Origin of the sequence: uncultured Comamonas sp. (genome assembly GCF_964277875.1) — a bacterium.
Classification (GTDB): Bacteria; Pseudomonadota; Gammaproteobacteria; order Burkholderiales; family Burkholderiaceae_C; genus Comamonas; species Comamonas sediminis.
Genome location: NZ_CAXYJV010000041.1, coordinates 282346 through 308200 on the forward strand (window position 1 = coordinate 282346; position 25855 = coordinate 308200).

The window sequence follows — 25855 nt, forward strand, 5'->3', positions numbered from 1 at the left end:
TGTGGCTGACCGCAGCGGAGACCTCAGGCGCAGCCAGGCGCGAAGTCTACCCCGATTTTTCCAAGAACCATTTCATACCACCGACTGACACATTACCCGGGAGCGATCATGCAACACCAACTGCAAACCAATTTGGATTCCTTGAACAACCATGGGTTCGGACGTGCAGGTTTGGAGACGCCCGCCTATGTGACGGAGGTGCTGGCAGCACTGCCCACTACCCCCAGTGCCAACGACGATGGCAGCTACGTGGACCTGGCCCAACGGGTTCGCGAAGGCGGCGAGTGGTGAGGCGCTGAACAAGAGCGCCAGATTCCGGTACCGGTTGACTGACGAAACTCGCATCGCATCAACGCGATAGGCAGCTTGGGCTGCCTTTTTTGTTTGCGGTGCAATGCCTAGCCATGCGACAATGGCGGGCTATTTGATGCAGCGCAAAAAAATGCGGTTTTTGCAGCTCAGGCCCTTGAGGCCATGGCCCCGCCAGCCAGGGGCCGGCGATGGCCCCGGCCTGGAGCTGCGCTGCAACCCCTTGACCGCCCTGGTCCGAGCTAGGGCTTTGCGCCGTAGATGCTTCCAAATACATAGCATCAATACCCGTACAAATGCGCGCTACGGGCTATTTTTTTAGAATATCGGACCCTGCCACCGCTGGCACCGAGCCCCGCGTGCATTACTCCACGACTGTTGTTGCCCATGTCTGCCCCGATTGATGTCTCTTTTTTTGAACGTGCTGCCAAGCCGCTGACCAGCTACAAGCCGTACTGGGCCAAGCGCTTTGGCCCAGCGCCATTTCTGCCGATGAGCCGTGCCGAGATGGACCAGCTGGGCTGGGACAGCTGCGACATCATCCTAGTCACCGGCGACGCGTATGTGGACCACCCGAGCTTTGGCATGGCCGTCATCGGCCGTGTGCTGGAAGCCCAGGGCTTTCGTGTCGGCATCATTGCACAGCCCGATTGGCACAGTGCCGATGCCTTCAAGGCCCTGGGCAAGCCCAATCTGTTCTGGGGCGTGACGGCCGGCAACATGGACTCGATGATCAACCGTTATACGGCTGACCGCAAGATCCGCTCCGACGACGCCTACACCCCTGGCGACGTGGGTGGCAAGCGCCCCGACCGCGCGGCCATCGTCTACAGCCAGCGCTGCCGTGAAGCCTACAAGGATGTGCCCATTGTTCTGGGCGGTATCGAAGGCTCGCTGCGGCGCATTGCCCACTACGACTACTGGAGCGACAAGGTGCGCCGCTCCATCGTGGTGGACAGCAAGTGCGACATCCTGCTCTATGGCAATGCCGAACGTGCGCTGGTCGAAGTGGCCCACCGCATCGCTGCGCGGGAGCCAGTTGAGAACATCACCGATGTGCGCGGCACCTCGTTTTTCCGCCGCGCGTCGGAAGAGGGCTGGTTCGAGGTGGATTCCACCACCGTCGACGAGCCCGGTGAGGTCGAGCCCCACATCAACCCCTACATGACCACCAGCGAGCAGGCAGAGGCCCAAGGCCAGAGCTGCGCGAAGGAAGACGCGGAAAAGCAGGGTGCTGATGCAGTGCCCGCCGCAACCGCTTGTGGCACCGCTGCTGGCGCTGCCAGCCCAGGCGCGCCAACGCTGTCGAATGTGCAGCCGCTGCAGTTTGTGCCCAACCTGTCGCTGCGTCACAAATCCAAGATGCCGGCGCGCGACCGCACCGTGCTGCGCCTGCCCAGCTTTGAAGAGGTCAAGAGCGACCCGATTCTCTACGCCCACGCCAACCGCGTGCTGCACCTGGAAACCAACCCTGGCAACGCCCGGGCACTGGTGCAGGCCCATGGGGAGGGCACCACGGCCCGCGATGTGTGGATGAACCCGCCGCCCATCCCGCTGACCACCGCCGAAATGGACTGGGTGTTTGGCCTGCCCTATGCACGCAGCCCGCACCCTGCCTATGCCGACGAGACCGGCAGCCACGATGGGGCGACCAAGATCCCTGCGTGGGAGATGATCCGCACCTCGGTCAACATCATGCGCGGCTGCTTTGGCGGCTGCACCTTCTGCTCGATCACCGAGCATGAAGGCCGCATCATCCAGAGCCGTTCGGAAGACTCCATCATCCAGGAACTCGAAGAGATCCGCGACAAGGTCAAGGGCTTCACCGGCACCATCTCCGACCTGGGTGGGCCCACGGCCAACATGTACCGCCTGGGCTGCAAGAGCCCGCAGATCGAGGCGGCCTGCCGCAAGCCCAGCTGCGTGTTCCCCGGCATCTGCCCGAACCTGCACACCGACCACGGTCCGCTGATCAAGATCTACCGCCGCGCGCGCAAGCTGCCCGGCATCAAGAAGATCCTGATCGGCTCGGGTCTGCGCTACGACCTGGCCGTCAAATCGCCCGAATACATCAAGGAGCTGGTGCAGCACCATGTGGGCGGCTACCTGAAGATCGCACCTGAGCATACCGAGGCCGGCCCGCTCAATAAGATGATGAAGCCGGGTATTGGCAGCTATGACCGCTTCAAGCAGCTGTTCGAAAAGTTCAGCGAAGAGGCGGGCAAGAAGCAGTTTCTGATTCCCTACTTCATTGCCGCCCACCCGGGCACCAGTGATGAAGACATGATGAACCTGGCGATCTGGCTGAAGAAGAATGGCTTCCGCGCCGACCAGGTGCAGACCTTCTACCCCAGCCCGATGGCCACCGCCACCGCGATGTACCACAGCGGCCGCAATACGCTCACCAAGGTGCGCCGCCAGATGCGGGACGAGGCCGAGGAGCGCGTGGACATCGTGCGGGGCGAAAAGCGCCGCCGGCTGCACAAGGCCTTCCTGCGCTACCACGATCCCAATAACTGGCCGCTGCTGCGCGAAGCGCTCAAGACCATGGGCCGCTCGGACCTGATCGGCAACGGCAAGCAGCACCTGATCCCGACCTTCCAGCCGCTGGTCGACGGCAGCTACCAGAGTGCGCGCAAGAAGAACAGTACCGCTTCCAAGAGTGGCACCGGCCTGGGCTACACCACCAACAAGGAGGGCAAGGCCGTGGCGATGGCGCCGCGCCGCCCGCAAGAGCAGCAAGAGCCCAAGGGGGATGTGCGTTTCCGCACTGCGCAGCCCAAGCCCGGTCAGCTGCTGACCCAGCACAGCGGCTTGCCACCCCGTGCGGGCGTGCGCGCTGCTGCGGGCAAGCCTGGCCAGTCCAGGAAACCCGGGTCCGCGCGCAAAAGCGGCCGCTGAGTCGGCTCTGCGCCTTCCAGCGCTGATTACGCCAACAAGGCGCCAAGCACAGGTTTGGCGCCTTGGTTTTTTGTGCAGGCGCCAAGACGGCCCGCCACCCGCCGACCGGCACGGTCAACCGGTGAATTTCTGGCCATGGCGGTGAAGCGCCGTGATGCCCGCAACCACCAGCAGCAGGCCCGCCCAGACGCCGCTGATCGGAATGGGTTTGGCGGCCACGACGCTGCCCGCCTCCAGGCCGCTGCCGTCGGCTTTGCCGGTTGCCATTCGCGCGTCGCTGGCAAAGGCCACACCCCAGGGTGCGCTGCCGACCGTCACGCTGCCCCGCGGCTGCTGGGTCATGGTATCGATGACGGACAGTGTGTCGGATTGCGGATGGCTGACATAGGCATGCTTGCCATCCGGGTGGAAGACCAAATGCTGGGGCGCCTGCTCAACAGGAATGGACCCGGCCACCGCATGGCGGGCCGTGTCGATGACGGACACTGTGCCATCGCCACTGTTGGTGACATAGGCGGGTGTGCCAGCGGGGTGAAAGGCGACGCGGCTGGGGTGCTTGCCGACCTTGATGGTTGCAATAACGGTGTGCGTGCGGGTATTGATCACGGTGACGCTGCCCTGGGCCTGGCGGGACTCTCCATTCACGACATAGGCATAAGCGCCCGCAGGGTGCACCTTGATGTCGGTCGCATCCATGCCCACGCTGATGCGTTCCAGAACGGTGCCGCTGACAGGATCGACTACCGCAACCTTTCCGGCATCCGGGGGGCGGTGCTGTTCAAGCGCATAAAGACGTGAACCATCGGGGTGAATGGCCATGCCACGCGTGTTCTGGGGGCTGACGACAAAGGTTCGCATGATCTGGTGGTTGGCAGTGTCAATGACGGCAATGGCGCCGCCGCTGGAAGTCGGGGTGTCTACATAGGCGAGGGCGCCCGAAGGGCTGAATACCACGGCGTTGCCGACGCTGTTCAACGGAATGCCGGCCAGCAACTGCTGTTTGCCCAGGTCCAGCACGGCAATGGTGGCGGACCAGACGCTGGACAGGTAGGCGAGGCATCCATCCGGGCTGATGGCGATTTCCTGTGGCATGGCCATGCCTGCAGGCAGCGTCCGGATCGTGCGTTGGCGCGCGACATCGACCACCGACACCAGGCTGTCGTCACGGTTGACGACATAGGCCAGAGGTGCTGCTGCCTGGGCCCATACGGTAGCGCTGCACAGCAGCAGCGCGCTGCAGTTGCGCACGGCGACTGACAGCCATTCTTTCGCATTGACTGACACGATTGAAATTATGTAATTGATTAATTATATTAATGTACATTACAAAATGGTAAAAGTGTCAGTATTGGCTCCCAGAGCTAAGGATTGTTGGCAATCAATGGGTTGTTTGCCAAGAATGGCATCAACTCAGAACGATTGGTATAAAAGATTGATCATTCGTTGGATGGTGGGATGCAGAATGCTGCGTCCGTGACTGCTTGAAACATGGCCCATGCCCATCCAGCGGAAAGGGCAACGCCCCACTGAAGTGGCAATGGTGGCCACGCAGAACGCGAGCCTTTGCCGGCCAGGCCCTGAGACAGGCCGGGTGCCAGGCCGGGGTCAGACCGGGAATGGTTCAGCAGCCGGGTGGGAAAAGGGCTGAGGCCGGCCCACCGCATAGCCTTGCGCATAGTCGATACCCATGCTGCGCAGCGTCTCGACAATCTCGGGCGTGGAGGCAAATTCTGCAATGGTCCGCATTCCCAGTGCGTGGCCGAGGTGGTTGATGGCGTCCACCATCGCGCGGTGCGCTGGCTCGTTGAGCATATCGGCCACAATGGCGCCGTCGATCTTCAGAAAATCCACCGGGAGGTTCTTCAGCGAGCTGAACGAGGACACGCCGGCACCAAAATCATCCATCGAAAAGCGGCAGCCCAGCGCTTTGAGCGCCTTGACCAGGCGGATGGCATTGGGCAGGTGCGTAATGGCAGCGGTCTCGGTGATCTCGAAGCAAAGCGTTCCCGGGTCGACCGCATGCAGCGCGATCTGCTCCTGCAAGAAGCCCAGCAGACGCTCATCACCCAGTGAGGTGCCCGACAGATTGATCGCACAGCAGGAGATGGCAGGCACCTGGCCGGATTTTTGCAAGTGGGCCAGCGTGCGCAGCGATTGCTTGACCACCCAGCGGTCCACCATCGGCATCAGCCCGTAGCGCTCTGCCGCGGGGATGAACAACACAGGGCTGATGATATTGCCATCGGGCAAACGCATCCGTATCTGCACCTCGATATGCAGGCCGCCGCCGGCGATGTCGTCGGCCGTGGTGTTCAACGCGCCGATCGTCTGGGCATACAGGCAGAAATGCCCGCCTTCCAAAGCGGCCTTGATCCGTTCGACCCATTCCATCTCGCCCACATAGCGGGCAATCTCCTGATCGACGCCAGGGTCGTAGGCATAGACGGTATTGCGGCCACGCTGCTTGGCGCCATAGCTGGCCATGTCTGCCACCCGCAGCACTTCTTCAACGGTGGCCAGCGGCGCAGCCAGCTTGACCAGGCCGATGCTGATGCCGGCGCTCAGGCTGCGCTCACCCCACTGTATGCGCACGTTCTGCGCGGCATCCCGGATCTGTTCGGCAATCCGCTGTGCTTCGCCGAATGCACATTCGGTCAGCAGAATGGCAAATTCATCGCCGCCCACGCGTGCCAGCACATCGCCAGTGCGCAGGCAGCGCTGCAGCATCGCGCTGATCGCGCGCAGCATCGCATCGCCGGCAATGTGGCCTGCGGTGTCGTTGATGACCTTGAACTGGTCCAAATCCAGGTACATGATCGCGTTGCCTGCGGAGGGCAGGTCGGCCTGCTGGTTCCTGGCGAGCAGCACACCGAGCAGGCGCTCGAATTCGTAGCGGTTGATCAGGCCGGTCAACTGGTCGTGGGTCGCCTGCCAGGCCAGTTCGCGGATGTAGCTTTGTTCCTGGCTGACATCGTGCAGCACCCATACCGCCTCGGTGGTGCCGGTATGGTCACCGATCGGCGTAAATGCCAGCCTGACTTCGCGCAGGTGGAACTGCGCGTCATAGAGGCGGAAAATCGTATCCCGTGGGTACTCATGGCCCCGCAAGGTCTCCGATATCGCGGTCTGCACCAGCGGGGCGACACCGGGTTTGTCCCCGTCGGTGACCAACGGTGGTGCATGCATGTGCTGCACCAGTTCACAGGTGACCAGTTGCTCCAGTGACATGCCCAGCAGCTCTTCTGCTGCCCGGTTCATGTACATGACATGGCCTGCCGCGTCGGTGGTGATGACCGCCTCACCAATGGCTGCCAACGTCGTCGATGCGCGCTCGCTGACCAGATCCAGCGCGTCTTCAGCGCGGGCGGTCTTGCGCTGCAAGCGCCAGGTGTGCCCCATCAGCAAGCTCAGCATCGCCACCGCGATGCCGATATTGATCGACCACAGCCATGCATTGAGCGCGCGCGATGTATCGCCCAGGACCTTGTTGAAGGCCCGCTCGGCCTCGGACAGCTGAATCTGCAGCGAGTTGATCTGGGCCAGCCAGCTTTGCTTTTGCGCCGGTGTGGGCGGTGCCAGCTGCAGGCAGGCATAGATGTCCCCCGCCAGGTTCTGCAATTCCTGCAGGGGCTCGTCGCTGTCCCGCCAGCGGGCGAGCAGTTGGCCGATGGACTCGGTGTGTTTGAAATACACCGTCAGCCAGATCAGGGCATTGATCTCCTCGGGCTCATTGTGGCCTTGCAGCAGCAGCAGCGATGCCTGGGGTCTGGCAGCGTAGCCGCGATCCTCCAGCATCAGGCGCGCCTGCATATCGCTCATCGGTATATGCAGGCCCTGGTGGAACTGCTCATACGCGGCAGCGTCACCGCTGACCGCATAGCGCGCCAGTGCATAGGTGGCGTCCTTCTGGCCTTTGCTCCACTGGCTTTCCCCGGAGCTGAAGGCCCGCATAGCTCCCAGAATATGCAGGCTGGAAATCGCCAGCACGGTTTGCACGATGGCCAGCGCCACAAACGGCCAGATGCTCAGCAGCAGGCTGCGTTTGCGTAAGGGGCCGCTAAAGCGCGCCGTTGGCGGCGCTCCCACCGAATCGATGCCCGGGGCAGGAGGACTTAGACGGGGCATGGTCCCCCCGGTTCGCGGCGAGTGCTGGCCAGCCCGGCTGCGTACAGGGCAGGCGGTCGAAGGTGGGAGCAGGGAAGGTCAGCAAATAACATGGTGGGAACAGGGCCGGGCAGCGTCGCAGGTGAGTGCCTCAAGCTATCCAAATATAGTAATACGCTATTCGATGAATGAGTCCTTTTAATTGTAGTTATTTAGGGTAAACACTGTACGCTTTGCGGTCACTGATTTAGAAGCAATGTGTAATTGGCGCCCCACCGTTCGTCCTGCCGATGATTGCGGTCGACGGCGCTTCGGGTCGCGCACTCTACCGCCAGCAGCGCCCGGCCTTGGCACAATGGCGTCTGCGGCGCAAGCCTCACACCACCTACAAGGAGCCAATCAGCATGCCGGTACAGCGTCCGTTCAAAGTTTTGGGAATTCAGCAAGTGGCCATAGGAGGCACTGACAAAGAGCGCATGAAAACACTCTGGGTGGACATGCTCGGGCTGTCACAAACGGGCAGCTTCCGCAGCGAGCGGGAGAACGTCGATGAAGACATCCTGGCGATGGGCAAGGGCGCCTTCGCGGTCGAGGTGGATATCATGCAGCCGCTGAATATCGACAAAAAGCCTGCCGTGCATGCCACGCCGCTCAACCACATTGGTTTGTGGATAGACGATCTGCCCAAGGCCGTGGAATGGCTGACGGCCCAGGGCGTGCGTTTTGCGCCGGGCGGCATTCGCCCAGGCGCTGCTGGCCATGACATCTGTTTTCTGCATCCCAAGAGCAATGACGAGTTCCCCATTGCGGGCGAAGGCGTGCTGATCGAGCTCGTGCAAGCGCCGGCCGATGTGATTGCCGCGCTGGATTGAAGGGATCGCAGCGATGGCCGATGCCACAACTTTTCAGCCTTGTGTGATCCCGGTGTTGCGCAGCTTCGACGCGCAACGGGCTGCAGAGTTCTACCAAGGGTTTCTGGGTTTTGTTCAGGACTGGACACACCGCTTTGGTGATGACTTTCCGCTCTACCAGCAGCTCAGCCTGCGCAGCGCTGCGGGCCTGGCCTGTGTGCTGCATGTGAGCGAGCACCATGGCGATGCCTGCCCCGGCAGTACGGTGCGTATTGCCTGGCCGCAACTGGAGGCCTTCCAGCAAAGTCTGCTGGCCAAGAACTACCGCTATGCCAAGCCCGGGCTGGAGCGCATGCCCTGGGGCATGCTGGAGATGCGCATTGCCGATCCCTTTGGCAACCATCTGGTGTTTTTTGAAGAACCGGATGCGCCGGGGAGCGCTGGCGGTTGAGCGCCATGCCAACCTCCACCACAGCCGCACGCCGTTGCGGCTTTTTTACGTCCGGCATCTGCAAAGACCCCCAGCGCTGCAAGGGCAAATCTGGGGCGCTGGCGTCAATAAACTCCCAAATAGTGCCAGTGGTATTGGGCTGGATGGTCTGCAAACGCACGGGATCGGCCTTGCTGCGGGGCTCCACCCCTTGCCAACCACTTATTTGCCGTTAATTGCATGCCTGGCGCGTGTTGTTTGGCGATCTAAAGCGCTCCCAAAGAGGGTCGTTGGCGATGCAATGCACGAAGTTGCAGCAATGCCGCTTCTTCTTGCCTGCAATCTGCCTGCAACAGCGCTTTAAATTAACGGCGCTGCAAAGCTGCCAAACGGCGCTTTCAGAGGCCGCTCTGCACGGGCTGGCCAGTCTTCGGTATTGGACACAATAAGTGCCATACCCGGGCATCCCGCACCGGGTAGCGATTGAGGAGAGCTTCATGTCCAGCCCACATAGCCCCGATGCGAGCACATCGGCGCTGCATTGGCATCCCAAAGTAGCAGTGACCGATCGGACGTCGGCCGCAGAGCCCTGGCCGGTAGCCCAGGTGCAAGCCCTGTTCGATATGCCTTTTATGGCCTTGATGTTCCACGCGCAGACGGTGCACCATGCGCACTGGCCAGCGGGTGATATCGAGCTGGCAACCTTGCTTTCCGTCAAGACGGGCGGGTGCCCGGAGAACTGCGGTTATTGCCCGCAGTCGGCGGCCCACGACACCGGAGTCAAGGCCGATAAGCTGATGGATGTTGCAGAGGTGATCCGCGCTGCCCAAGCCGCCAAGGATGCAGGGGCCAGCCGCTTTTGCATGGGGGCCGCCTGGCGTTCACCCAAGGACCGCGATATCGCGCAGGTCAGCAAGATGATTGCGGCCGTCAAAGCCCTGGGGCTGGAAAGCTGCGCGACGCTGGGCATGTTGGCGCCCCACCAGGCGCAGGCGCTGAGCGATGCAGGTCTTGACTACTACAACCACAACCTGGATACCGGCCCCGCTTATTACCGCGATGTCGTCAGCACGCGCCAGTACCAGGAGCGGCTCGATACGCTGGCCCATGTCCGGGCCGCAGGTATCCGGGTCTGCTGTGGCGGTATCGTCGGCATGGGGGAGACGCCAGTCGACCGCGCAGCCTTGCTGGCCCAACTGGCCAACATGCAGCCCTATCCGGAGTCGGTGCCCATCAACAGCCTGGTGCGCGTGCCTGGCACGCCGCTGGCCGACAGTGAGCCGGTGGACCCGCTGGATTTTGTGCGCGTGATCGCAGTCGCCCGCATCGCCATGCCCAAGGCCCGCATACGCCTGTCTGCCGGCCGCCAGCAGCTGGGCGAAGCGGTGCAGACGCTGTGCTTCATGGCCGGCGCCAATTCCATCTTCTACGGTGACAAGTTGCTGGTGACCGGCAACCCGGAGGCCGACTGCGACGCAAAGCTGCTGGCCAAGCTGGGACTTGCGAGCTTGAAAACTGCGGCCTGAACGACGCGCCTGGACGCACCAGCGAAGCAGGCTGGCACAAAAAAGGCCAGCGCATGCTGGCCTGGTGCTGGTTCCGGTGGCTGAATCAGCGGCGACCGCCTTGCGCTTTCAGCGCCTGGGCAATCTCGGTGACCAGCCCGGGGCCGCGGTAGATCAGGCCCGTGTAGATCTGCACCACATCGGCGCCGGCCTTGATTTTCTCGACCGCATCGGCACCGCTCAGGATGCCGCCCACGCCAATGATCGGGAACTGGGGGCCCAGGGCTGCACGCAGCTGGCGAACCACGGCATTGCTGGCCTCGAACACAGGGCGGCCGGAGAGGCCACCGGTTTCTTGCGCATGCTGCAGGCCTTGCACCGCATCGCGGCTGATGGTGGTGTTGGTGGCGATCACGCCATCCATGCCATGGGTCTTGAGGCTGTTGGCAATCACGCTGATCTGTTCTTCGGTCAGATCGGGAGCGATCTTCAAGAACACGGGCTTGTGCTGGCCATGCTCGCGCTCCAGCTGCTCGCGGCGCTGCACCAGCGCGCTCAGCAGTGCATCCAGCGCCTCATCGCTTTGCAAGGCGCGCAGGTTCTTGGTATTGGGCGAGCTGATGTTGACCGTGATGTAGTCGGCATGGGGATAGACGCCATCGAGGCAAGCCAGGTAGTCGCTGGTGGCGTTTTCAATCGGGGTGGCCGCATTTTTGCCAATGTTCAGGCCCAGCAGCAGCGGCGATGCCTGCTTGCGGAACTGCGCCTTTTTCACATTGGCGACAAAGGCTGCCAGGCCTTCGTTGTTGAAGCCCAGGCGGTTGATCAGCGCATCGCGCTCCGGAATGCGGAACATGCGGGGCTTGGGGTTGCCCGGCTGGGCCAGCGGCGTGACCGTGCCCACCTCGACAAAGCCAAAACCCATGGCGCCCAGGCCGTCGATGGCGCGCGCATTCTTGTCCAAACCGGCCGCCATGCCCACCCGGTTGGGAAACTGCAGACCCGCCAAGCTAATGGGGTCATTGACCCGGCTTTGGCGCCAGGCGCAGGCCAGCGGCGTGTTCTGGCCCTTGGCCAGCATGTCCATCGTGAAGTCGTGGGCCGCTTCGGGCTGCATGCCGAACAGAACGGCGCGGGAGAGGGAATAGGGGATCAGGGACATGGGATGGGATAATCAAGGCGTTATCTGTATTTTCGCTGATCTGATCGCACTACCATGACACAAGACGAATTAAAGGCCGAGGTTGGCCGCGCAGCCCTGCAGTATGTGGTTGCCGGAGAAATCGTAGGCGTGGGAACCGGCTCCACCGTGAACAAGTTCATCGATGCGCTGGCCTCCATCAAGGACCAGATTCCTGGCGCCGTTTCCAGCTCGGTGGCCAGCACCGAGCGCCTGCAGGCGCTGGGCATCAAGGTGTTGGACGCCAACGAGGTCGAGCGCCTCGCAGTCTATATCGATGGCGCCGATGAGATCGACCACCAGGGGTTCATGGTCAAGGGCGGCGGCGCTGCGTTGACGCGCGAGAAGATCGTCGCTGCGCTGGCCGACCGCTTCATCTGCATCGCTGATGCGTCCAAGCAGGTGCAAACCTTGGGTGCGTTTCCGCTGCCGGTCGAAGTCATTCCCATGGCTGCCACCCAGATTGCCCGCCGCTTCGCAGCCAAGGGTGGCCAGGCCAGGTTGCGCCTCAAAGACGGCCAGCCCCTGGTCACCGACAACGGCCAGCACATCCTCGATGTCACCGGTCTGGCGATTGCCGATCCTGCCGCTTTTGAATCGGAAGTGAACCAGTGGCCCGGCGTGGTGACGGTTGGCGTGTTTGCGCACCAGAAGGCGGCAGTTTGCCTGCTGGGGACCGAGCAAGGCGTAGAGACGCTCGAGTTCTAAATCAACCAGTCAAACCTGACAAAATGGCCCGACGCAGGCAACACCTGGTCGGGCCATTGTTGTTCAGTGCGCAGGCTTAGAAAACAATCCCGGTCGGATTGCTGGGCGTGACACGTTCCGGTTCGACATTCTGGTTGCCAGAGGCCGGTGAGCCACCTGGCGCTGCAGGCTGCGCGGCAGCGGGCGCAGCAGGTGCAATGACCTTGGGGATCAGCGGCTGGGCCGGGGCGGGGCGGTAGCTGGACGGCAGCTTGGACTGGGCAGGGTAGCCGGCGGCATCCAGATAGGCGCTCCAGTCGTTTTCGTTGAAGCCACTCAGGTGCTGCGCACCCAACGTCGCAAAGGGGATCGTGCCATCGGGGTTGAGCTTGCGCAGCGCCTGGATTTCTTCGTTGGAGGTGACTGTCTTCTCCGTGAAAGGCACACCCCGCGTCAGCAGATAGCGGCGGGCCGTGTCACAGGCGCCGCAGTCCTTGCTGGTGTAGAAGGTCAGGGGGTACTTGGTAGCCGCTTGCTTGACCTCGAGCGGCAAGTCACTGAGCCGGGTACCAGTCGGCTCGGTGACGGCACCGGTCGAGACCGACTGGCTCGGCGTATCGGATGTCGGCGCACGGTCTGAAAAGGTCACCCTGCCATCGGGTCCCACGATCCGGTACACCGTTTGCGCGCTGGCCCAGCCAGTGGCACAGGCCAGTGCGGTGCCCACCAGGATGCTGCCCAAAGCCATTGTCCTCATGCGTTTCCCTCTCTATAGCTGTTGTGGCTCCATTATGCCTTCGCAACGCCAGCGCCATCAGCGGCTTGCAGGGCCCCAGGGGGCGGCGCTGCAAGCCGGAAGGCTCATGCGGTCAGGGGCTCCGCCATGCCCTGGTGGCGCAGCAGCGCGTCCAGCTGGGGCTCTCGGCCACGGAAGGCCTTGAACGACTCCATCGCCGGACGGCTGCCACCGGCTTCCAGGATGGCATGCAGGTAGCGCTGGCCCACCTCGCGGTCCACCACATCACTGCTGCCGCGCTTTTGCGCTGCTTCTTCAAAGCTGGCAAAGGCATCGGCCGACAGCACCTCGGCCCACTTGTAGCTGTAGTAGCCCGCTGCATAGCCACCCGCAAAAATATGGGTGAAGGTGTTGGGCATGCGGTTGAACTCCGGTTGATCGAGCACAGCCACCTGGCTGCGGACGTCGCGCATCACGCGGTAGATCGCATCTGCGTTGATGCCATCGCCTGACAGCTCGGTGTGGATGCGCATGTCGAACAACGAGAACTCGATCTGCCGCAGGGTCTGCATGCCGGACTGGAAGTTCTTGGCGGCAATCATCTTGTCGTAGAGTGCGCGCGGCAGCGGCTCGCCGGTGTCGACATGGGCCGTCATATGGCGCAGCACTTCCCACTCCCAGCAGAAGTTCTCCATGAACTGGCTGGGCAGCTCGACGGCATCCCATTCCACACCACCGATGCCGGAGACATCGCGCTCATTGACCTGCGTGAGCATGTGGTGCAGGCCGTGGCCGGTTTCGTGGAAGAGGGTGATCACGTCGTCATGGGTCAGCAGCGGCGGCTTGCCGTCCACGCCGGCTGCGAAATTGCAGACCAAGTGTGCAATGGGGGTCTGCAGCTCGCCATTGTCCGGGCGCAGCCAGCGGGTGCGCACATCGTCCATCCAGGCGCCGCCACGCTTGCCATTGCGGGCAGGCGGATCGAGGTAGAACTGGCCCACCAGCTCGCCATCGCGCTCGATGCGGTAGAAGGCCACGTCCTGGTTCCAGACAGGCGCCAGGTCACCCTTGATCTGCACGCCGAACAAGGTCTCGACAATGCGGAACAGACCGGCCAGCACCTTGGGCGCCGGGAAGTACTGCTTGAGTTCCTGCTCGCTGAAAGCGTAGCGTGCCTCTTTCAGGTGTTCGCCGATGTAGCCCCAGTCCCAGGCCTGGGGGTTGTCCAGGCCCAGTTCGGTGCGGGCATAGTCGCGCAGGTCCTGCACATCCTTTTGGCCATAGGGCTTGGCCTTGCTGGCCAGCTCCTGCAAAAACTCCATCACCTGCACTGACGACTGGGCCATCTTGGGCGCTACCGAGAGTTCGCCAAAACTGGGGTAGCCCAGCAGATGCGCTTCCTGCTCGCGCATCTTCAGAATCTCGACCATCAGCGGCGTATTGTCGAGCTTGGCATCGCCAAACTCACTGGCCCGCGTGGTGTAGGCGCGGTAGAGCTTCTCGCGCAACGCGCTGCTCTTGGCAAACTGCATCACCGGCAGGTAGCTGGGGATCTTCAAGGTCAGCTTGTAGCCGGGCTTGCCTTCGGCCTCGGCTGCGGCGCGTGCGGCCTGGATGACGTCTTGGGGCACGCCGGCCAACTCGTCCAGTTCGGCATAGTAGGCAAACTGGTCGGTCGCATCCATCGCGTTTTCGCTGTACTTCTGGCAGGCGATGGCGCTTTTCTCTTGCAGTTGGGCATAGGTCTCGCGGGCCTGGCCTTGCAGCTCGGCACCACCGAGCACAAAGTTGCGCATTGCGTTGTCCCAGGCCTGCTTCTGCTCGCTGTTCAAGCTTGCCGGGTCGATGGCCTTGTATTTGGCATACAGCGCTTCGTCCGCACCCAGCTGGGTCCAAAACGCCGTGACCTTGGGCATCTCGGCGTTGTAGGCAGCGCGCAGCTCGGGAGTGTCTGCAACAGAATTGAGGTGACCGACCATGCCCCAGGCGCGGCCCAGCTTCTCAGTGCTGACATCGAGCACTTTGGCAATCTCGTTCCATTGCGCCGGGAACTCTGGCGCCGTTACTGTCTTGAGGGCCGCTTCACTGTCGGCCAGAAGCTGGTCGATGGCGGGGGCAATGTGTTCAGGTTGGACCTGGTCAAAGCGGGGCAGGCCGCTGAAGTCGAGCAATGGATTGGTCATGGTGCTGTATATGGGGCCTCGCGCGCCGCAATCAATGCCATGTTGGCACAGGCTTGCAAGGCATGATGGCACTTGGGTCTTGCCTGTCATTTAAGCACAAAAAAAAGCCGCTGGCACCGGCAAGGCGGATGCCAACAGCTATCGTTTTCATAGTTTTACCGGCGCGATAAATCGGCGCGGAATCGAGGTGATTTTGTGGAGATCAGGCGCGCTCGGCCGACTCCAGCGTATTGACCATCAGCATGGTGATCGTCATCGGGCCGACACCGCCGGGCACGGGGGTGATGTAGCCTGCCACTTCCTTGACGCCGTCAAAATCCACATCGCCGCAAAGCTTGCCTTCAGCATTGCGGTTCATGCCCACATCGATCACCACGGCGCCGGGCTTGACCATGTCGGCGGTCAGCACATTGAGCTTGCCCACGGCAGCCACGATGATGTCGGCCTGGCGGGTCATCGCGGCCAGATCGGCCGTGCCGCTGTGGGTGATGGTGACGGTGGCATTGGCGGCCAGCAGCATCATGGCCATGGGCTTGCCGACGATGTTGGAGCGGCCGATGACCACGGCATGCTTTCCGCGCAGGTCCTTCATGCCGATCGATTCGAGCATCTTCATGCAGCCATAAGGCGTGCAGGCCTTGAAGCCCACTTCACCCACCATCAGCGCGCCGGCGCTGGCCACATGGAAGCCGTCCACATCCTTCTTGGGTGAGATGGCTTCGATGACCTTGTGGTCATCGATGTGCTTGGGCAGCGGCAGCTGCACCAGGATGCCGTGGATGCTCGGATCGTTGTTGAGCGCTTCGACCCGGGCTAGCAACTCGGCTTCGGTCATGTTGGCGTCGTACTTCTCCAGCACCGAGTGGAAGCCGCACTCTTCGCAGGACTTGACCTTGTTGCGCACGTACACCTGGCTGGCCTGGTTGTCACCCACCAGGATGACGGCCAGCCCCGGCACGATGCCCCGGGCCTTGAGCTGGTCGGCGCGCGTCTTGACATCGGCACGCAGTTGCTGGGAAAGGGCCTTGCCATCGATCAATTGAGCAGTCATGTGGTCATCCAAAAAGGGTTGCGCGTGGTCCAGAAGCCGGGCGAGCCCCCAGCATGGCGCGCGGAATTGAAAAATGCGCCGTACCGAAACCGGTACCGGCGCATTGCGCTTTGAGCAGCGTTGTTGGAACGTCGTCCTTAGGGCGCGAAGGCCACTAATTTATCACGTTGCCTTGGCCGCTGCATTCGAGCCCAGGGCAATCTTGAGCAGATCAGCGACGGTATTGGCACCCAGCTTTTCCATGATGTTGGCGCGGTGCGCTTCCACGGTCTTGATGCTGATGCCCAGGTCGTCGGCGATCTGTTTGTTGAGGCGGCCGGCGACAATGCGTTCGAGCACTTGCGATTCGCGTCCGGTGAGCTTGGCCAGCAGCGCATCGCGGCTGGCGGCCTGCTGGTGGCCTGCGAATGCATCGCGCGCCTGGTCGAGCATGCGCTCGACCAAGGTGTCCAACTGGGCTTCGTCAAAAGGTTTCTGGATGAAATCCATCGCACCCTTTTTCATCGTATCGACCGCCATGGGCACATCGCCATGGCCGGTGATGAAGACGATGGGCAGGGGCGACTTGTTTTCGATCAGACGATCCTGCAGTTCCAGGCCGCTCATGCCGCCCATGCGGATATCGACGATCAGGCATGCCACTTCGCGGGCGTCGTAGCGTGCCAAAAAGGATTCGGCTGAATCAAAGCAGCGCACACGGTAATCCTTGCCCTCCAGCAACCATTGAAGCGAGTCGCGAACCGCTTCATCGTCATCGACTACGTAGACCGTGCCCTTTTTGGGGATCAAGCTCATGCACAATTCCTTCTATCAGTATTGGTATAGCGCTGGCTATTCAGCGGACTCCGCCGGCGTGGCCACCGGAATCCAGAAGCTGAAATTACAACCCGTCACCTCCGAGCCATTGTAGAGGTTCTCTGCCTGCATCCGGCCATGGTGAGATTCGACAATGCTGCGGCAGAGATTGAGGCCGATTCCCATGCCTTCGCTCTTGGTGGAGAAGAAGGCCTGGAACAGGCGCTCCAGTGCTTCAGGTGACAGGCCGCGCCCCGTATCTTGAACGGAAAACTCTATCACATCCGTGGCGTCGATCTTGCGAGGTACAACGCGCAGCTCGACCATCCGCTGGTGGGCCGGGCGCTCGGCGTTAGCGATGGATTCGGCGCCGTTCTTCATCAGGTTGATGAGCACCTGCTCGATCAGGATGCTGTCCACCTTCACTTTGGGCAACCGTGCGGCAACGTGGTGCGAAAGCCGCACATTGTGCCGTTTGAGCTCGATCGAGCCCAGCTCGACCGCTTCGCTGACGATGTCGCTGACATCGGCCAGCGCCCGGTTGGGTTCGCTGCGTTTGACAAACGAGCGTATGCGGTGGATCACCTGGCCGGCACGCTGCGCCTGGTGGGCTGTCTTTTCCAGCGCGCCCAGCAAAGCCTCTTCGCTGAGGCTGCCGTTCTTGACGCGGGTGATCATGCCCGAGCAGTAGTTGCTGATCGCGGACAGCGGCTGGTTGAGCTCATGCGCGACGCTCGAGGCCATCTCGCCCATGGTCACCAGGCGGCTCACGGTGGCGGCTTTTTCGGCCTGGCGCGCGGCTTGCTCTTCGGCATGGCGGCGGGGTGTGATATCGGTCGCAATCACCATTTGCGCGAGCCGTCCGTCCACCCAGTTGAGGTAGCGCGAGCGCACCTCCAGCCATTTGCCCAGTTCAGCGATGTAGATCTCGGCGTTGCCGCTGACGGCCGTCGTGATCTGGTCACTGGGCAGGCCCATCAGCCCGTCCTCATCGTCCATGCTGGTGCTGGCATTGCTGCTGCTGGGCAGCACGCCCGCCTGGGCGACCAGCTGCAAATGGCCCACCGTTTGCGAGCCGAACCACTGCCGGTAGAGCTTGTTGGCAAACAGCAGCTCGGCACTGCCCAGCGGTGCCACCGACACCGAGGCATCCAGTGCTTCGAGCACGATGGTAAAGCGCTCGTAGGAGGCGGAGAGCTGCTCTCGGATGCGGTTGGGCTCGGTGATGTCGGTCATCGAGGTCATCCAGCCGGTCTGACGGCCATGGCCATCGATGAGCGGCGAGACATAAAGCCGCGCCTCGAACATCGTGCCATTCTTGCGCTTGACCCGCATCTGGAAGCCACCGGGAAACACCTTGCCGCTCATCTCGTCGATCAGCATGTCGTGGTAGGTGCTTTGGTCGCCTTCGGGCCAATAAGGGTAGGGGGGCAGCTTGCCCACCAGCTCTTCTTCGCTCCAGCCGGTCATCTGGCAGAAGGCGGCATTCACGTAGGAGATGCGGCCTTGCAGATCGAGCGCACGCATGCCTGTGAGCACGCTGTTCTCCATCGCACGGCGGAAATTGGTTTCTCCCTGCAGCGCCTCCTGCGCGCGGATGCGCTTGCGCGTATGGCGCCAGGTGGCCACCAGCAGCCAGGCCGTCATGAAGCTCAGCACACAGACAAGCCAGAACAGCCCGTTGCTGACCAACCCCAGTGAGGTGTGGTAGGCCTGCGCACGCAGCTTGAGGCTGTTGCCCACCGGCGCCACTGGCATGTCGAATTCGTTGGGCCCCGTGCGCCAGGGCAGCAGCCGCTGCGCAGCCACACGCGGCGCCAGCGGCGTGCCGGCCAGCGTGGTGCCCTTGCCATCCTGCAGCGTCACCGCATAGCGCGCGAGGATCTCGGTGGGCGTGCCGTAGCGCAGCAGATTGTCAATCGAGAACTCGGCCAGCAGCACGCCGCCAAAGCGGCCTTTTTGACTAATGGGTACCTCCAGCAGCAGCATCGGTGCCGTCTCGCTGGTTGCCAGCGGCTGCGAGAACACGGGCTGCTGCAGGTCGCGCGCCATCTCGAACAGCTCCAGCAATTCCTTTTTCTGGATCACCTCATCAAGGGTGAGCAGGTTCTCGGCCGCCACGCTGGGGCCGAACTGGGTGGCCCGCACCTGACGCGCGGTATCGATCCAGGTCAGTGCTTGCAGCTCTGCATACTGGCTGATCAGCGTATCGGCACGGTCATTGAAGCCGTTCTTGTCCACGTCCTGGTTGCCCACATCGCGGGCCAGGCGCATCAGCTGCTCCTGACGCTCCGACAGGCGCAGCCGAATGCGCTGCTGGGCATATTCCACATCCCGGCGCATGGCCTCGCGTTCGCGTTCCAGCTCCTCACTGCGCAGGTACCAAAAGGCCGCGACGATCGCGATGAAGAACATCACCACCGCCACCAATGGAGCAATGGCCGCATAGCGGTCTTGTCTCGAAGGTGACAATCCGCGCCACCAGGTTTGCCACATCTGCACCAAACGGGGTCGGCTGTTCGGGGGCGGGGTGGCGGGGCGCTCGGTCGAATTCATGGTCGATGAGTGTAGACGAGGGCGGTGCAGCCGTGCCCTGATGCTGGGCAAATCTCCTGTTTTGTCCGCGAAGCATCGTGCTGTAGCGCCCGTGGATTGTGCGTTTGCAGCAATTTTCCATAATATGAAAATGAAGACCGCTATTTGAAATCTTCAAAAAATGTGAGAAACTCTGGCACAGTCATTCATAGCAGATCACTTGAAGGAGACGCCAGCATGTCCGAACCATCCGAACAAAAAGCCGTCAACGGCCCCACCCGCACAGACGGCCAAGAAACCCGAGAATGGATGGACGCGCTGTCCGCTGTGATCGACCGTGAAGGCGCCGAGTACGCGCATTCGCTGATCGAGCAACTGCTCGAGCACGCGCGCCAGAACAGCGTCGATCTGCCTTTCTCCGCCAAGACCGGCTACGTCAACACCATCGAGACCGAGCAGGAAGCCCGCAGCCCCGGCAACCTCGAGATCGAACAGCGCCTGCGCGCCTACATGCGCTGGAACGCCATGGCCATGGTGGTCAAGGCCAACCGCATTCACCCGCCAGAAGGCGGCGACCTGGGCGGCCACATCGGCTCCTTCGCGTCGCTGGCCAGCATGTTTGGTGCTGGCTTCAACCATTTCTGGCATGCCGAGAGCGACAACCACGGCGGTGACTGCCTTTACATCCAAGGCCACGTATCGCCCGGCATCTATGCCCGCGCCTACCTGGAAGGCCGTATCAGCGAAGAGCAACTGCTCAACTTCCGCCAGGAAGTGGACGGCAAGGGCCTGTCCAGCTACCCCCACCCCAAGCTGATGCCCGATTTCTGGCAGTTCCCCACCGTCTCGATGGGCCTGGGCCCCATCATGGCGATCTACCAGGCACGCTTCCTGAAGTACCTGCACGCCCGCGGCATTGCCAACACCGAAAACCGCAAGGTCTGGGTGTTCTGCGGCGACGGCGAAATGGACGAAGTCGAATCCCTGGGCGCGATTGGCCTTGCCGCGCGTGAAAACCTCGACAACCTGATCTTCGTGATCAACTGCAACCTGCAGCGCCTGGACGGCCCGGTGCGCGGCAACGGCAAGATCATTCAGGAGCTCGAAGGCGAGTTCCGTGGCTCCGGCTGGAACGTGATCAAGCTGATCTGGGGCAAGGGCTGGGATGCCTTGCTGGCCAAGGACCATGACGGCGCACTGCGCAAGATCATGATGGAGTGCAACGACGGCGACTACCAGGCTTTCAAGGCCAACGATGGTGCCTATGTGCGCAAGAACTTCTTCGGCCGCGATCCACGCACCTTGAAGATGGTCGAGCACATGAGCGACGACGAGATCTGGAACCTGCAGCGTGGTGGCCACGATTCGCAAAAGGTCTACGCCGCCTTCCACGCCGCACAAAACCACCAGGGTCAACCGACCGTGTTGCTGGTCAAGACCGTCAAGGGCTTTGGCATGGGCAAGGTCGGTGAGGGCAAGAACAACGTCCACCAGACCAAGAAGCTGGCCGATGAGGACATCAAGGCCTTCCGCGACCGTTTCAACATCCCGATCCCGGACAGCCAGATCGCCGACCTGCCTTTCTACAAGCCAGCGGACGACACCCCGGAAATGAAGTACCTGCACGAGCGCCGCAAGGCCTTGGGCGGCTACCTGCCCAAGCGCCGCGAAAAGGCCGACGAGCAGTTCACCGTGCCTCCGCTGGAGACCTTCAAGGCCGTGCTCGAAGCCACGCCCGAAGGCCGTGAGATCTCGACCACGCAAGCCTATGTGCGCTTCCTCACCCAGCTGCTGCGCGACAAGGAAATCGGCCCCCGCGTCGTGCCCATCCTGGTCGACGAGGCCCGTACCTTCGGTATGGAAGGCCTGTTCCGCCAGATCGGTATCTACAACCCGCATGGCCAGCAGTACACCCCGGTCGACAAAGACCAGGTAATGTACTACAAGGAAGACACCAAGGGTCAGATTCTGCAGGAAGGCATCAATGAAGCGGGCGGCATGTCCAGCTGGATTGCAGCGGCAACCAGCTACAGCCACAGCAACCGCATCATGATTCCGTTCTATATCTACTACTCGATGTTCGGATTCCAGCGCATTGGCGATCTGGCCTGGGCAGCGGGTGACCTGCAGGCGCGCGGTTTCTTGCTGGGCGGCACCTCGGGCCGTACCACGTTGAACGGCGAAGGTCTGCAGCACGAAGACGGTCACAGCCACATCCTGGCGGGCACCATCCCCAATTGCATCAGCTACGACCCGACCTTCTCGCACGAAGTGGCCGTGATCATGCACGAAGGCCTGCGCCGCATGGTGCAGAACCAGGAAAACGTCTTCTACTACCTGACCCTGCTGAACGAAAACTATGCTATGCCTGGCCTGACGCCCGGCACCGAGGAAAAGATCCTCAAGGGCATGTACCTGTGCAAGGCCGGTGGCGCAGGGGACCTGCGCGTGCAACTGCTGGGCTCGGGCACCATCCTGCGCGAATCCTTCTTTGCGCAAGAGCTGCTGGCTGCCGACTGGGGCGTGACCGCCGACGTCTGGAGCTGCCCATCGTTCAACGAACTGACCCGCGACGGCCAGGATGCTGACCGCTGGAACCTGCTGCACCCGCTGGAAACTGCCAAGGTGCCGTATGTGACCGCCGAGCTGGGCAACAGCACCGGCCCGGTGATCGCCTCGACCGACTACATGAAGTCCTACGCCGAGCAGATTCGTCCCTTCATTCCTGCTGGCCGCACCTACAAGGTGCTGGGCACGGACGGCTTTGGCCGCTCGGACTTCCGCCGCAAGCTGCGCGAGCACTTCGAGATCGACCGCCACTATATCGTGGTTGCCGCGCTCAAGGCGCTGGCCGAAGACGGTAAGCTGCCCGCCCAGAAGGTCGCCGATGCGATTGCCAAGTACGGCATCAATGCCGACAAGATCAACCCGCTGTACGCCTAAATTGCACCAGGAGACACCACAATGGCATTGATTGACATTCAAGTCCCCGATATTGGCGACTTCGCAGAAGTGGGCGTGATCGAGTTGCTCGTCAAGCCCGGTGACACCGTCGCCAAGGACCAGTCGCTGATCACCGTCGAGTCCGACAAGGCCTCGATGGAAATCCCGTCCAGCCACGCTGGCGTGGTCAAGGAGATCATCGTCAAGATTGGCGACAAGGTCGCCGAAGGCTCGGTCATCGTCAAGCTCGAAGCGGCGGATGCAGCGGCTGCGGCACCCGCTGCGCAAGCTCCGGCGCCAGCACCGGCTGCTGCGGCACCCGCTGCTGCAGCTGCACCGACGCCTGCACCCCAGGCTGCTGCTGCGCCTGCGGCCTCGGGCCCGGTCGAAGTGAAGGTCCCCGATATCGGTGACTTCAAGGACGTGGCCGTGATCGAGCTGCTGGTCAAGGTGGGCGATACCGTCACTCCAGAGCAATCGCTGTTCACCGTCGAATCCGACAAGGCCTCGATGGAAATTCCATCGCCCGCCGCTGGCGTGGTGAAGGAACTCAAGGTCAAGATCGGCGACACCATCAATGTTGGCGATCTGGTCGCAATCCTGGAAGGCAGCACCGCTGCGGCGCCCGCATCCGCACCGGCTGCGCAAGCCCCCGCTGCTGCTGCGCCTGCCCCCGCTGCCAGCGCACCTGCTCCTGCAGCAGCACCTGTCGCCGCTGCGCCGGCTGCTGCCGTGCCGGCCCACAACCCCACCGTGCCGCCATCGGGCGCCTTGCCTTATGCATCGCCATCGGTGCGCAAGTTTGCGCGTGAGCTGGGCGTGCCGCTGGAAGAGGTCAAGGGCTCGGGCAACAAGGGCCGTATCACCTCCGACGACGTACAGGCCTTCACCAAGCAGGTGATGGCCGGCGCCGTGCAGACCAAGGCCCAGGCGGCCAAGGCGCCTGCCGGTGGTGGCTCTGGCGCAGGTCTGGATCTGCTGCCATGGCCCAAGGTCGATTTCAGCAAGTTCGGCACGGTCGAGCGCAAGGATCTGTCGCGCATCAAGAAGATCTCGGGCGCCAACCTGCACCGCAACTGGGTGATGATCCCGCACGTCACCAACAATGACGAAGCCGACATCACCGAGCTCGAAGCCTTCCGCGTCTCGACGAACAAGGAAAACGAGAAGAGCGGCGTCAAGGTCACCATGCTGGCCTTCGTGATCAAGGCGCTGGTGTCTGCACTCAAGAAATTCCCTGAGTTCAACACCAGCCTGGATGGCGACACCCTGGTCTACAAGCAGTACTTCAACATCGGCTTTGCGGCGGACACGCCCAATGGCCTGGTGGTGCCGGTGCTCAAGGATGCCGACAAGAAGGGCATCATCCAGATCAGCGCAGAAATGGGCGAGCTGGCCAAGAAGGCGCGCGACGGCAAGCTGGGCGCGGCCGACATGCAAGGCGGCTGCATCTCCATCTCGTCGCTGGGCGGCATTGGCGGCACGCACTTCACGCCTATCGTGAACGCCCCTGAAGTGGCGATCCTGGGCCTGTCCAAGTCGGCGATGAAGCCCGTCTGGGACGGCAAGCAGTTCGTGCCACGCCTGATGCTGCCGCTGAGCCTGTCGTACGACCACCGCGTCATCGACGGCGCCTCGGCCGCACGCTTCAATGCCTACCTGGGCCAGGTGCTGGCGGACTACCGCCGCATCATCCTGTAATCGGAGACGCACACTATGGCAATCGTAGATATCAAAGTGCCCGACATTGGTGATTTCGCTGAAGTGGGCGTGATCGAGCTGCTGGTGAAGCCTGGCGATACCGTCGCCAAGGACCAATCGCTGATCACCGTCGAATCGGACAAGGCCTCGATGGAAATCCCGTCGAGCCATGCCGGCGTCGTCAAGGAACTCAAGATCAAGATCGGTGACAAGGTCGCCGAAGGCTCGGTGATTCTGTCGCTGGAAGCCGCTGAGGGCGCTGCCCCTGCGCCTGCTGCGCCAGCACCTGCACCGGCAGCCTCGTCGCCCGCACCGGCTCCTGCAGCAGCGGCGCCCGCTCCCGCAGCGCAAGCTGCAGCGCCCGCACCGGTGGCCAGCAACTACAGCGGCCAGGTCGATGAAGACTGCGATGTGGTCGTGCTCGGCGGCGGCCCTGGCGGCTACTCTGCGGCATTCCGCGCGGCCGATCTGGGTCTCAAAGTGGTGCTGATCGAGCGCTACAAGACGCTGGGCGGCGTCTGCCTGAACGTGGGTTGCATCCCATCGAAGGCCCTGCTGCACGTGGCGGCCGTGATGGACGAGGTCAAGCACCTGGAAGTCGCCGGCGTCAAGTTCGCCGCGCCTGAGGTCAACATCGACCAACTGCGTGCCCATAAAGAGAAGGTTATCGGCAAGCTGACCGGCGGTCTGGGCCAGATGGCCAAGATGCGCAAGGTCACGATCGTGCGCGGCTATGGCAATTTCGTCAGCGCCAACCATATCGAAGTGCAGGAAACCTCGGGCGACGGCCAGGACAAGACCGGCGCCAAGAAGGTCGTGCAGTTCAAGAAGGCCATCATCGCTGCGGGCTCGCAGGCGGTGCATCTGCCCTTCATGCCCAAGGACGAACGCGTGGTCGATTCCACCGGCGCACTGGACTTGAAGGCGGTGCCCAAGCGCATGCTGATCCTGGGCGGCGGCATCATCGGCCTGGAAATGGGCACCGTCTACAGCACCCTGGGCGCACGCCTGGATGTGGTCGAGATGATGGATGGCCTGATGCAAGGCGCTGACCGCGATTTGGTCAAGGTCTGGCAAAAGATGAACGCGCCGCGCTTTGACAACATCATGGTCAACACCAAGACCGTGGCTGCCGAAGCAACGCCCGAAGGCATCAAGGTCTCGTTCGAGCCTGCCAAGGACGGCGTGACCGTGCCCGAACCCCAGGTGTACGACCTGGTGCTGCAAGCCGTGGGCCGCACGCCCAATGGCAAGAAGATCGGCGCAGAGGCTGCAGGCGTGTCCGTGACCGACCGTGGCTTCATCAATGTCGACATCCAGATGCGCACCAATGTGCCCCACATCTTCGCGATCGGCGACATCGTGGGCCAGCCCATGCTGGCACACAAGGCCGTGCATGAAGCCCATGTGGCCGCTGAAGTCATCGCCGGCGAGCTGCAAGGCAACAAGGAACTGGCTGCTGCCGCTTTCAATGCCCGCGTGATCCCATCGGTGGCCTACACCGATCCCGAAGTGGCATGGGTGGGTCTCACCGAAGACCAGGCCAAGGCCCAAGGCATCAAGGTCAAGAAGGGCCTGTTCCCCTGGGCCGCCTCCGGCCGCGCGATTGCCAATGGCCGCGACGAAGGCTTCACCAAGCTGCTGTTCGACGACTCGCCCGAAGCCCATGGCCACGGCAAGATCCTGGGCGGCGGCATGGTCGGCACGCACGCCGGTGACATGATCGGCGAGATCGCGCTGGCCATCGAGATGGGTGCAGATACCGTGGACATCGGCAAGACCATCCACCCGCACCCGACCTTGGGCGAAAGCATCGGCATGGCCGCAGAAGTGGCCCATGGCACCTGCACCGATGTGCCGCCTGCGCGCAAGTAAGACCAGCCGGTCTTGAGCCACTCTGCAAAAGACAGCCTGCGGGCTGTCTTTTTTTGCATCTTGGTCAGG

Annotated in this window: 17 protein-coding genes; 9 read left to right on the forward strand and 8 right to left on the reverse strand. The window is 62.3% G+C overall.

Annotation, left to right across the window (positions count from 1 at the left end):
• The first annotated feature begins 108 nt into the window (after positions 1 to 108).
• Together ACHWUQ_RS16805 and ACHWUQ_RS16810 are read left to right on the forward strand one after the other, a co-directional pair.
• The gene (locus ACHWUQ_RS16805; RefSeq protein ID WP_021028080.1) at positions 109 to 291 is read left to right on the forward strand and encodes a hypothetical protein; all 183 of its coding nucleotides are present in this window, start codon (positions 109 to 111) and stop codon (positions 289 to 291) included.
• 405 nt (positions 292 to 696) lie between these two features.
• Complete coding sequence (locus ACHWUQ_RS16810) at positions 697 to 3210, forward strand: YgiQ family radical SAM protein (protein WP_394681823.1); 2514 nt, start codon at positions 697 to 699, stop codon at positions 3208 to 3210.
• Positions 3211 to 3324: 114 nt separating this feature from the next.
• Here ACHWUQ_RS16810 and ACHWUQ_RS16815 read toward each other — a convergent pair whose 3' ends face one another.
• Positions 3325 to 4494 (reverse strand): YncE family protein, encoded by a 1170-nt coding sequence (locus ACHWUQ_RS16815; protein ID WP_394681824.1) that lies wholly within the window; start codon positions 4492 to 4494, stop codon positions 3325 to 3327.
• 321 nt (positions 4495 to 4815) lie between these two features.
• A complete protein-coding gene (locus ACHWUQ_RS16820; RefSeq protein WP_394681825.1) occupies positions 4816 to 7335 on the reverse strand; it encodes a putative bifunctional diguanylate cyclase/phosphodiesterase in 2520 nt (839 codons plus the stop codon).
• Positions 7336 to 7718: 383 nt separating this feature from the next.
• On the opposite strand from ACHWUQ_RS16820, the gene ACHWUQ_RS16825 reads away from it, so the two are divergent.
• From ACHWUQ_RS16825 to bioB, 3 genes are all read left to right on the forward strand, one after another.
• A complete protein-coding gene (locus ACHWUQ_RS16825; RefSeq protein WP_394681826.1) occupies positions 7719 to 8186 on the forward strand; it encodes a VOC family protein in 468 nt (155 codons plus the stop codon).
• Between the two features lie 13 nt (positions 8187 to 8199).
• Positions 8200 to 8616, forward strand: coding sequence for a glyoxalase superfamily protein (locus ACHWUQ_RS16830; RefSeq protein ID WP_394681827.1), 417 nt, complete (start codon positions 8200 to 8202; stop codon positions 8614 to 8616).
• Between the two features lie 476 nt (positions 8617 to 9092).
• Positions 9093 to 10121: a biotin synthase BioB gene (gene bioB / locus ACHWUQ_RS16835; protein WP_394681828.1), complete on the forward strand. Its 1029-nt coding sequence runs from the start codon at positions 9093 to 9095 to the stop codon at positions 10119 to 10121.
• Positions 10122 to 10206: 85 nt separating this feature from the next.
• On the opposite strand, the gene ACHWUQ_RS16840 is transcribed toward bioB, so the two are convergent.
• Positions 10207 to 11262, reverse strand: coding sequence for a quinone-dependent dihydroorotate dehydrogenase (locus tag ACHWUQ_RS16840; protein ID WP_394681829.1), 1056 nt, complete (start codon positions 11260 to 11262; stop codon positions 10207 to 10209).
• A gap of 54 nt (positions 11263 to 11316) precedes the next feature.
• Between ACHWUQ_RS16840 and rpiA the strand changes: the two genes are divergently transcribed.
• Positions 11317 to 11988 (forward strand): ribose-5-phosphate isomerase RpiA, encoded by a 672-nt coding sequence (gene rpiA, locus ACHWUQ_RS16845; protein ID WP_312409092.1) that lies wholly within the window; start codon positions 11317 to 11319, stop codon positions 11986 to 11988.
• A 76-nt stretch (positions 11989 to 12064) separates the two neighbouring features.
• Here the strand turns inward: rpiA and ACHWUQ_RS16850 are convergent, their stop codons facing one another.
• From ACHWUQ_RS16850 to ACHWUQ_RS16870, 5 genes are all read right to left on the reverse strand, one after another.
• Positions 12065 to 12724: a glutaredoxin domain-containing protein gene (locus tag ACHWUQ_RS16850; protein ID WP_394681830.1), complete on the reverse strand. Its 660-nt coding sequence runs from the start codon at positions 12722 to 12724 to the stop codon at positions 12065 to 12067.
• Between the two features lie 104 nt (positions 12725 to 12828).
• The gene (locus ACHWUQ_RS16855) at positions 12829 to 14886 is read right to left on the reverse strand and encodes a M3 family metallopeptidase (RefSeq protein ID WP_312458133.1); all 2058 of its coding nucleotides are present in this window, start codon (positions 14884 to 14886) and stop codon (positions 12829 to 12831) included.
• A gap of 202 nt (positions 14887 to 15088) precedes the next feature.
• Entirely contained in the window at positions 15089 to 15937 is an 849-nt protein-coding gene (folD, locus tag ACHWUQ_RS16860; protein ID WP_239811971.1) for a bifunctional methylenetetrahydrofolate dehydrogenase/methenyltetrahydrofolate cyclohydrolase FolD, read from the reverse strand.
• Between the two features lie 162 nt (positions 15938 to 16099).
• Positions 16100 to 16732, reverse strand: a complete 633-nt coding sequence (locus tag ACHWUQ_RS16865; RefSeq protein ID WP_133856160.1) for a response regulator transcription factor — start codon at positions 16730 to 16732, stop codon at positions 16100 to 16102.
• Positions 16733 to 16768: 36 nt separating this feature from the next.
• Positions 16769 to 19288, reverse strand: a complete 2520-nt coding sequence (locus ACHWUQ_RS16870) for a PAS domain-containing sensor histidine kinase (protein ID WP_239811972.1) — start codon at positions 19286 to 19288, stop codon at positions 16769 to 16771.
• Positions 19289 to 19504: 216 nt separating this feature from the next.
• Between ACHWUQ_RS16870 and aceE the strand changes: the two genes are divergently transcribed.
• The 3 genes from aceE to lpdA are packed head-to-tail and all read left to right on the forward strand — an operon-like array spanning position 19505 to position 25786.
• Complete coding sequence (gene aceE / locus ACHWUQ_RS16875) at positions 19505 to 22210, forward strand: pyruvate dehydrogenase (acetyl-transferring), homodimeric type (RefSeq protein WP_239811973.1); 2706 nt, start codon at positions 19505 to 19507, stop codon at positions 22208 to 22210.
• Positions 22211 to 22231: 21 nt separating this feature from the next.
• Positions 22232 to 23911 carry a dihydrolipoyllysine-residue acetyltransferase gene (gene aceF, locus ACHWUQ_RS16880; RefSeq protein ID WP_394681831.1) on the forward strand — a complete coding sequence of 560 codons (1680 nt, stop codon included), beginning with the start codon at positions 22232 to 22234 and terminating at the stop codon, positions 23909 to 23911.
• A gap of 15 nt (positions 23912 to 23926) precedes the next feature.
• A complete protein-coding gene (gene lpdA, locus ACHWUQ_RS16885; protein WP_394681832.1) occupies positions 23927 to 25786 on the forward strand; it encodes a dihydrolipoyl dehydrogenase in 1860 nt (619 codons plus the stop codon).
• Positions 25787 to 25855 lie beyond the last annotated feature (69 nt).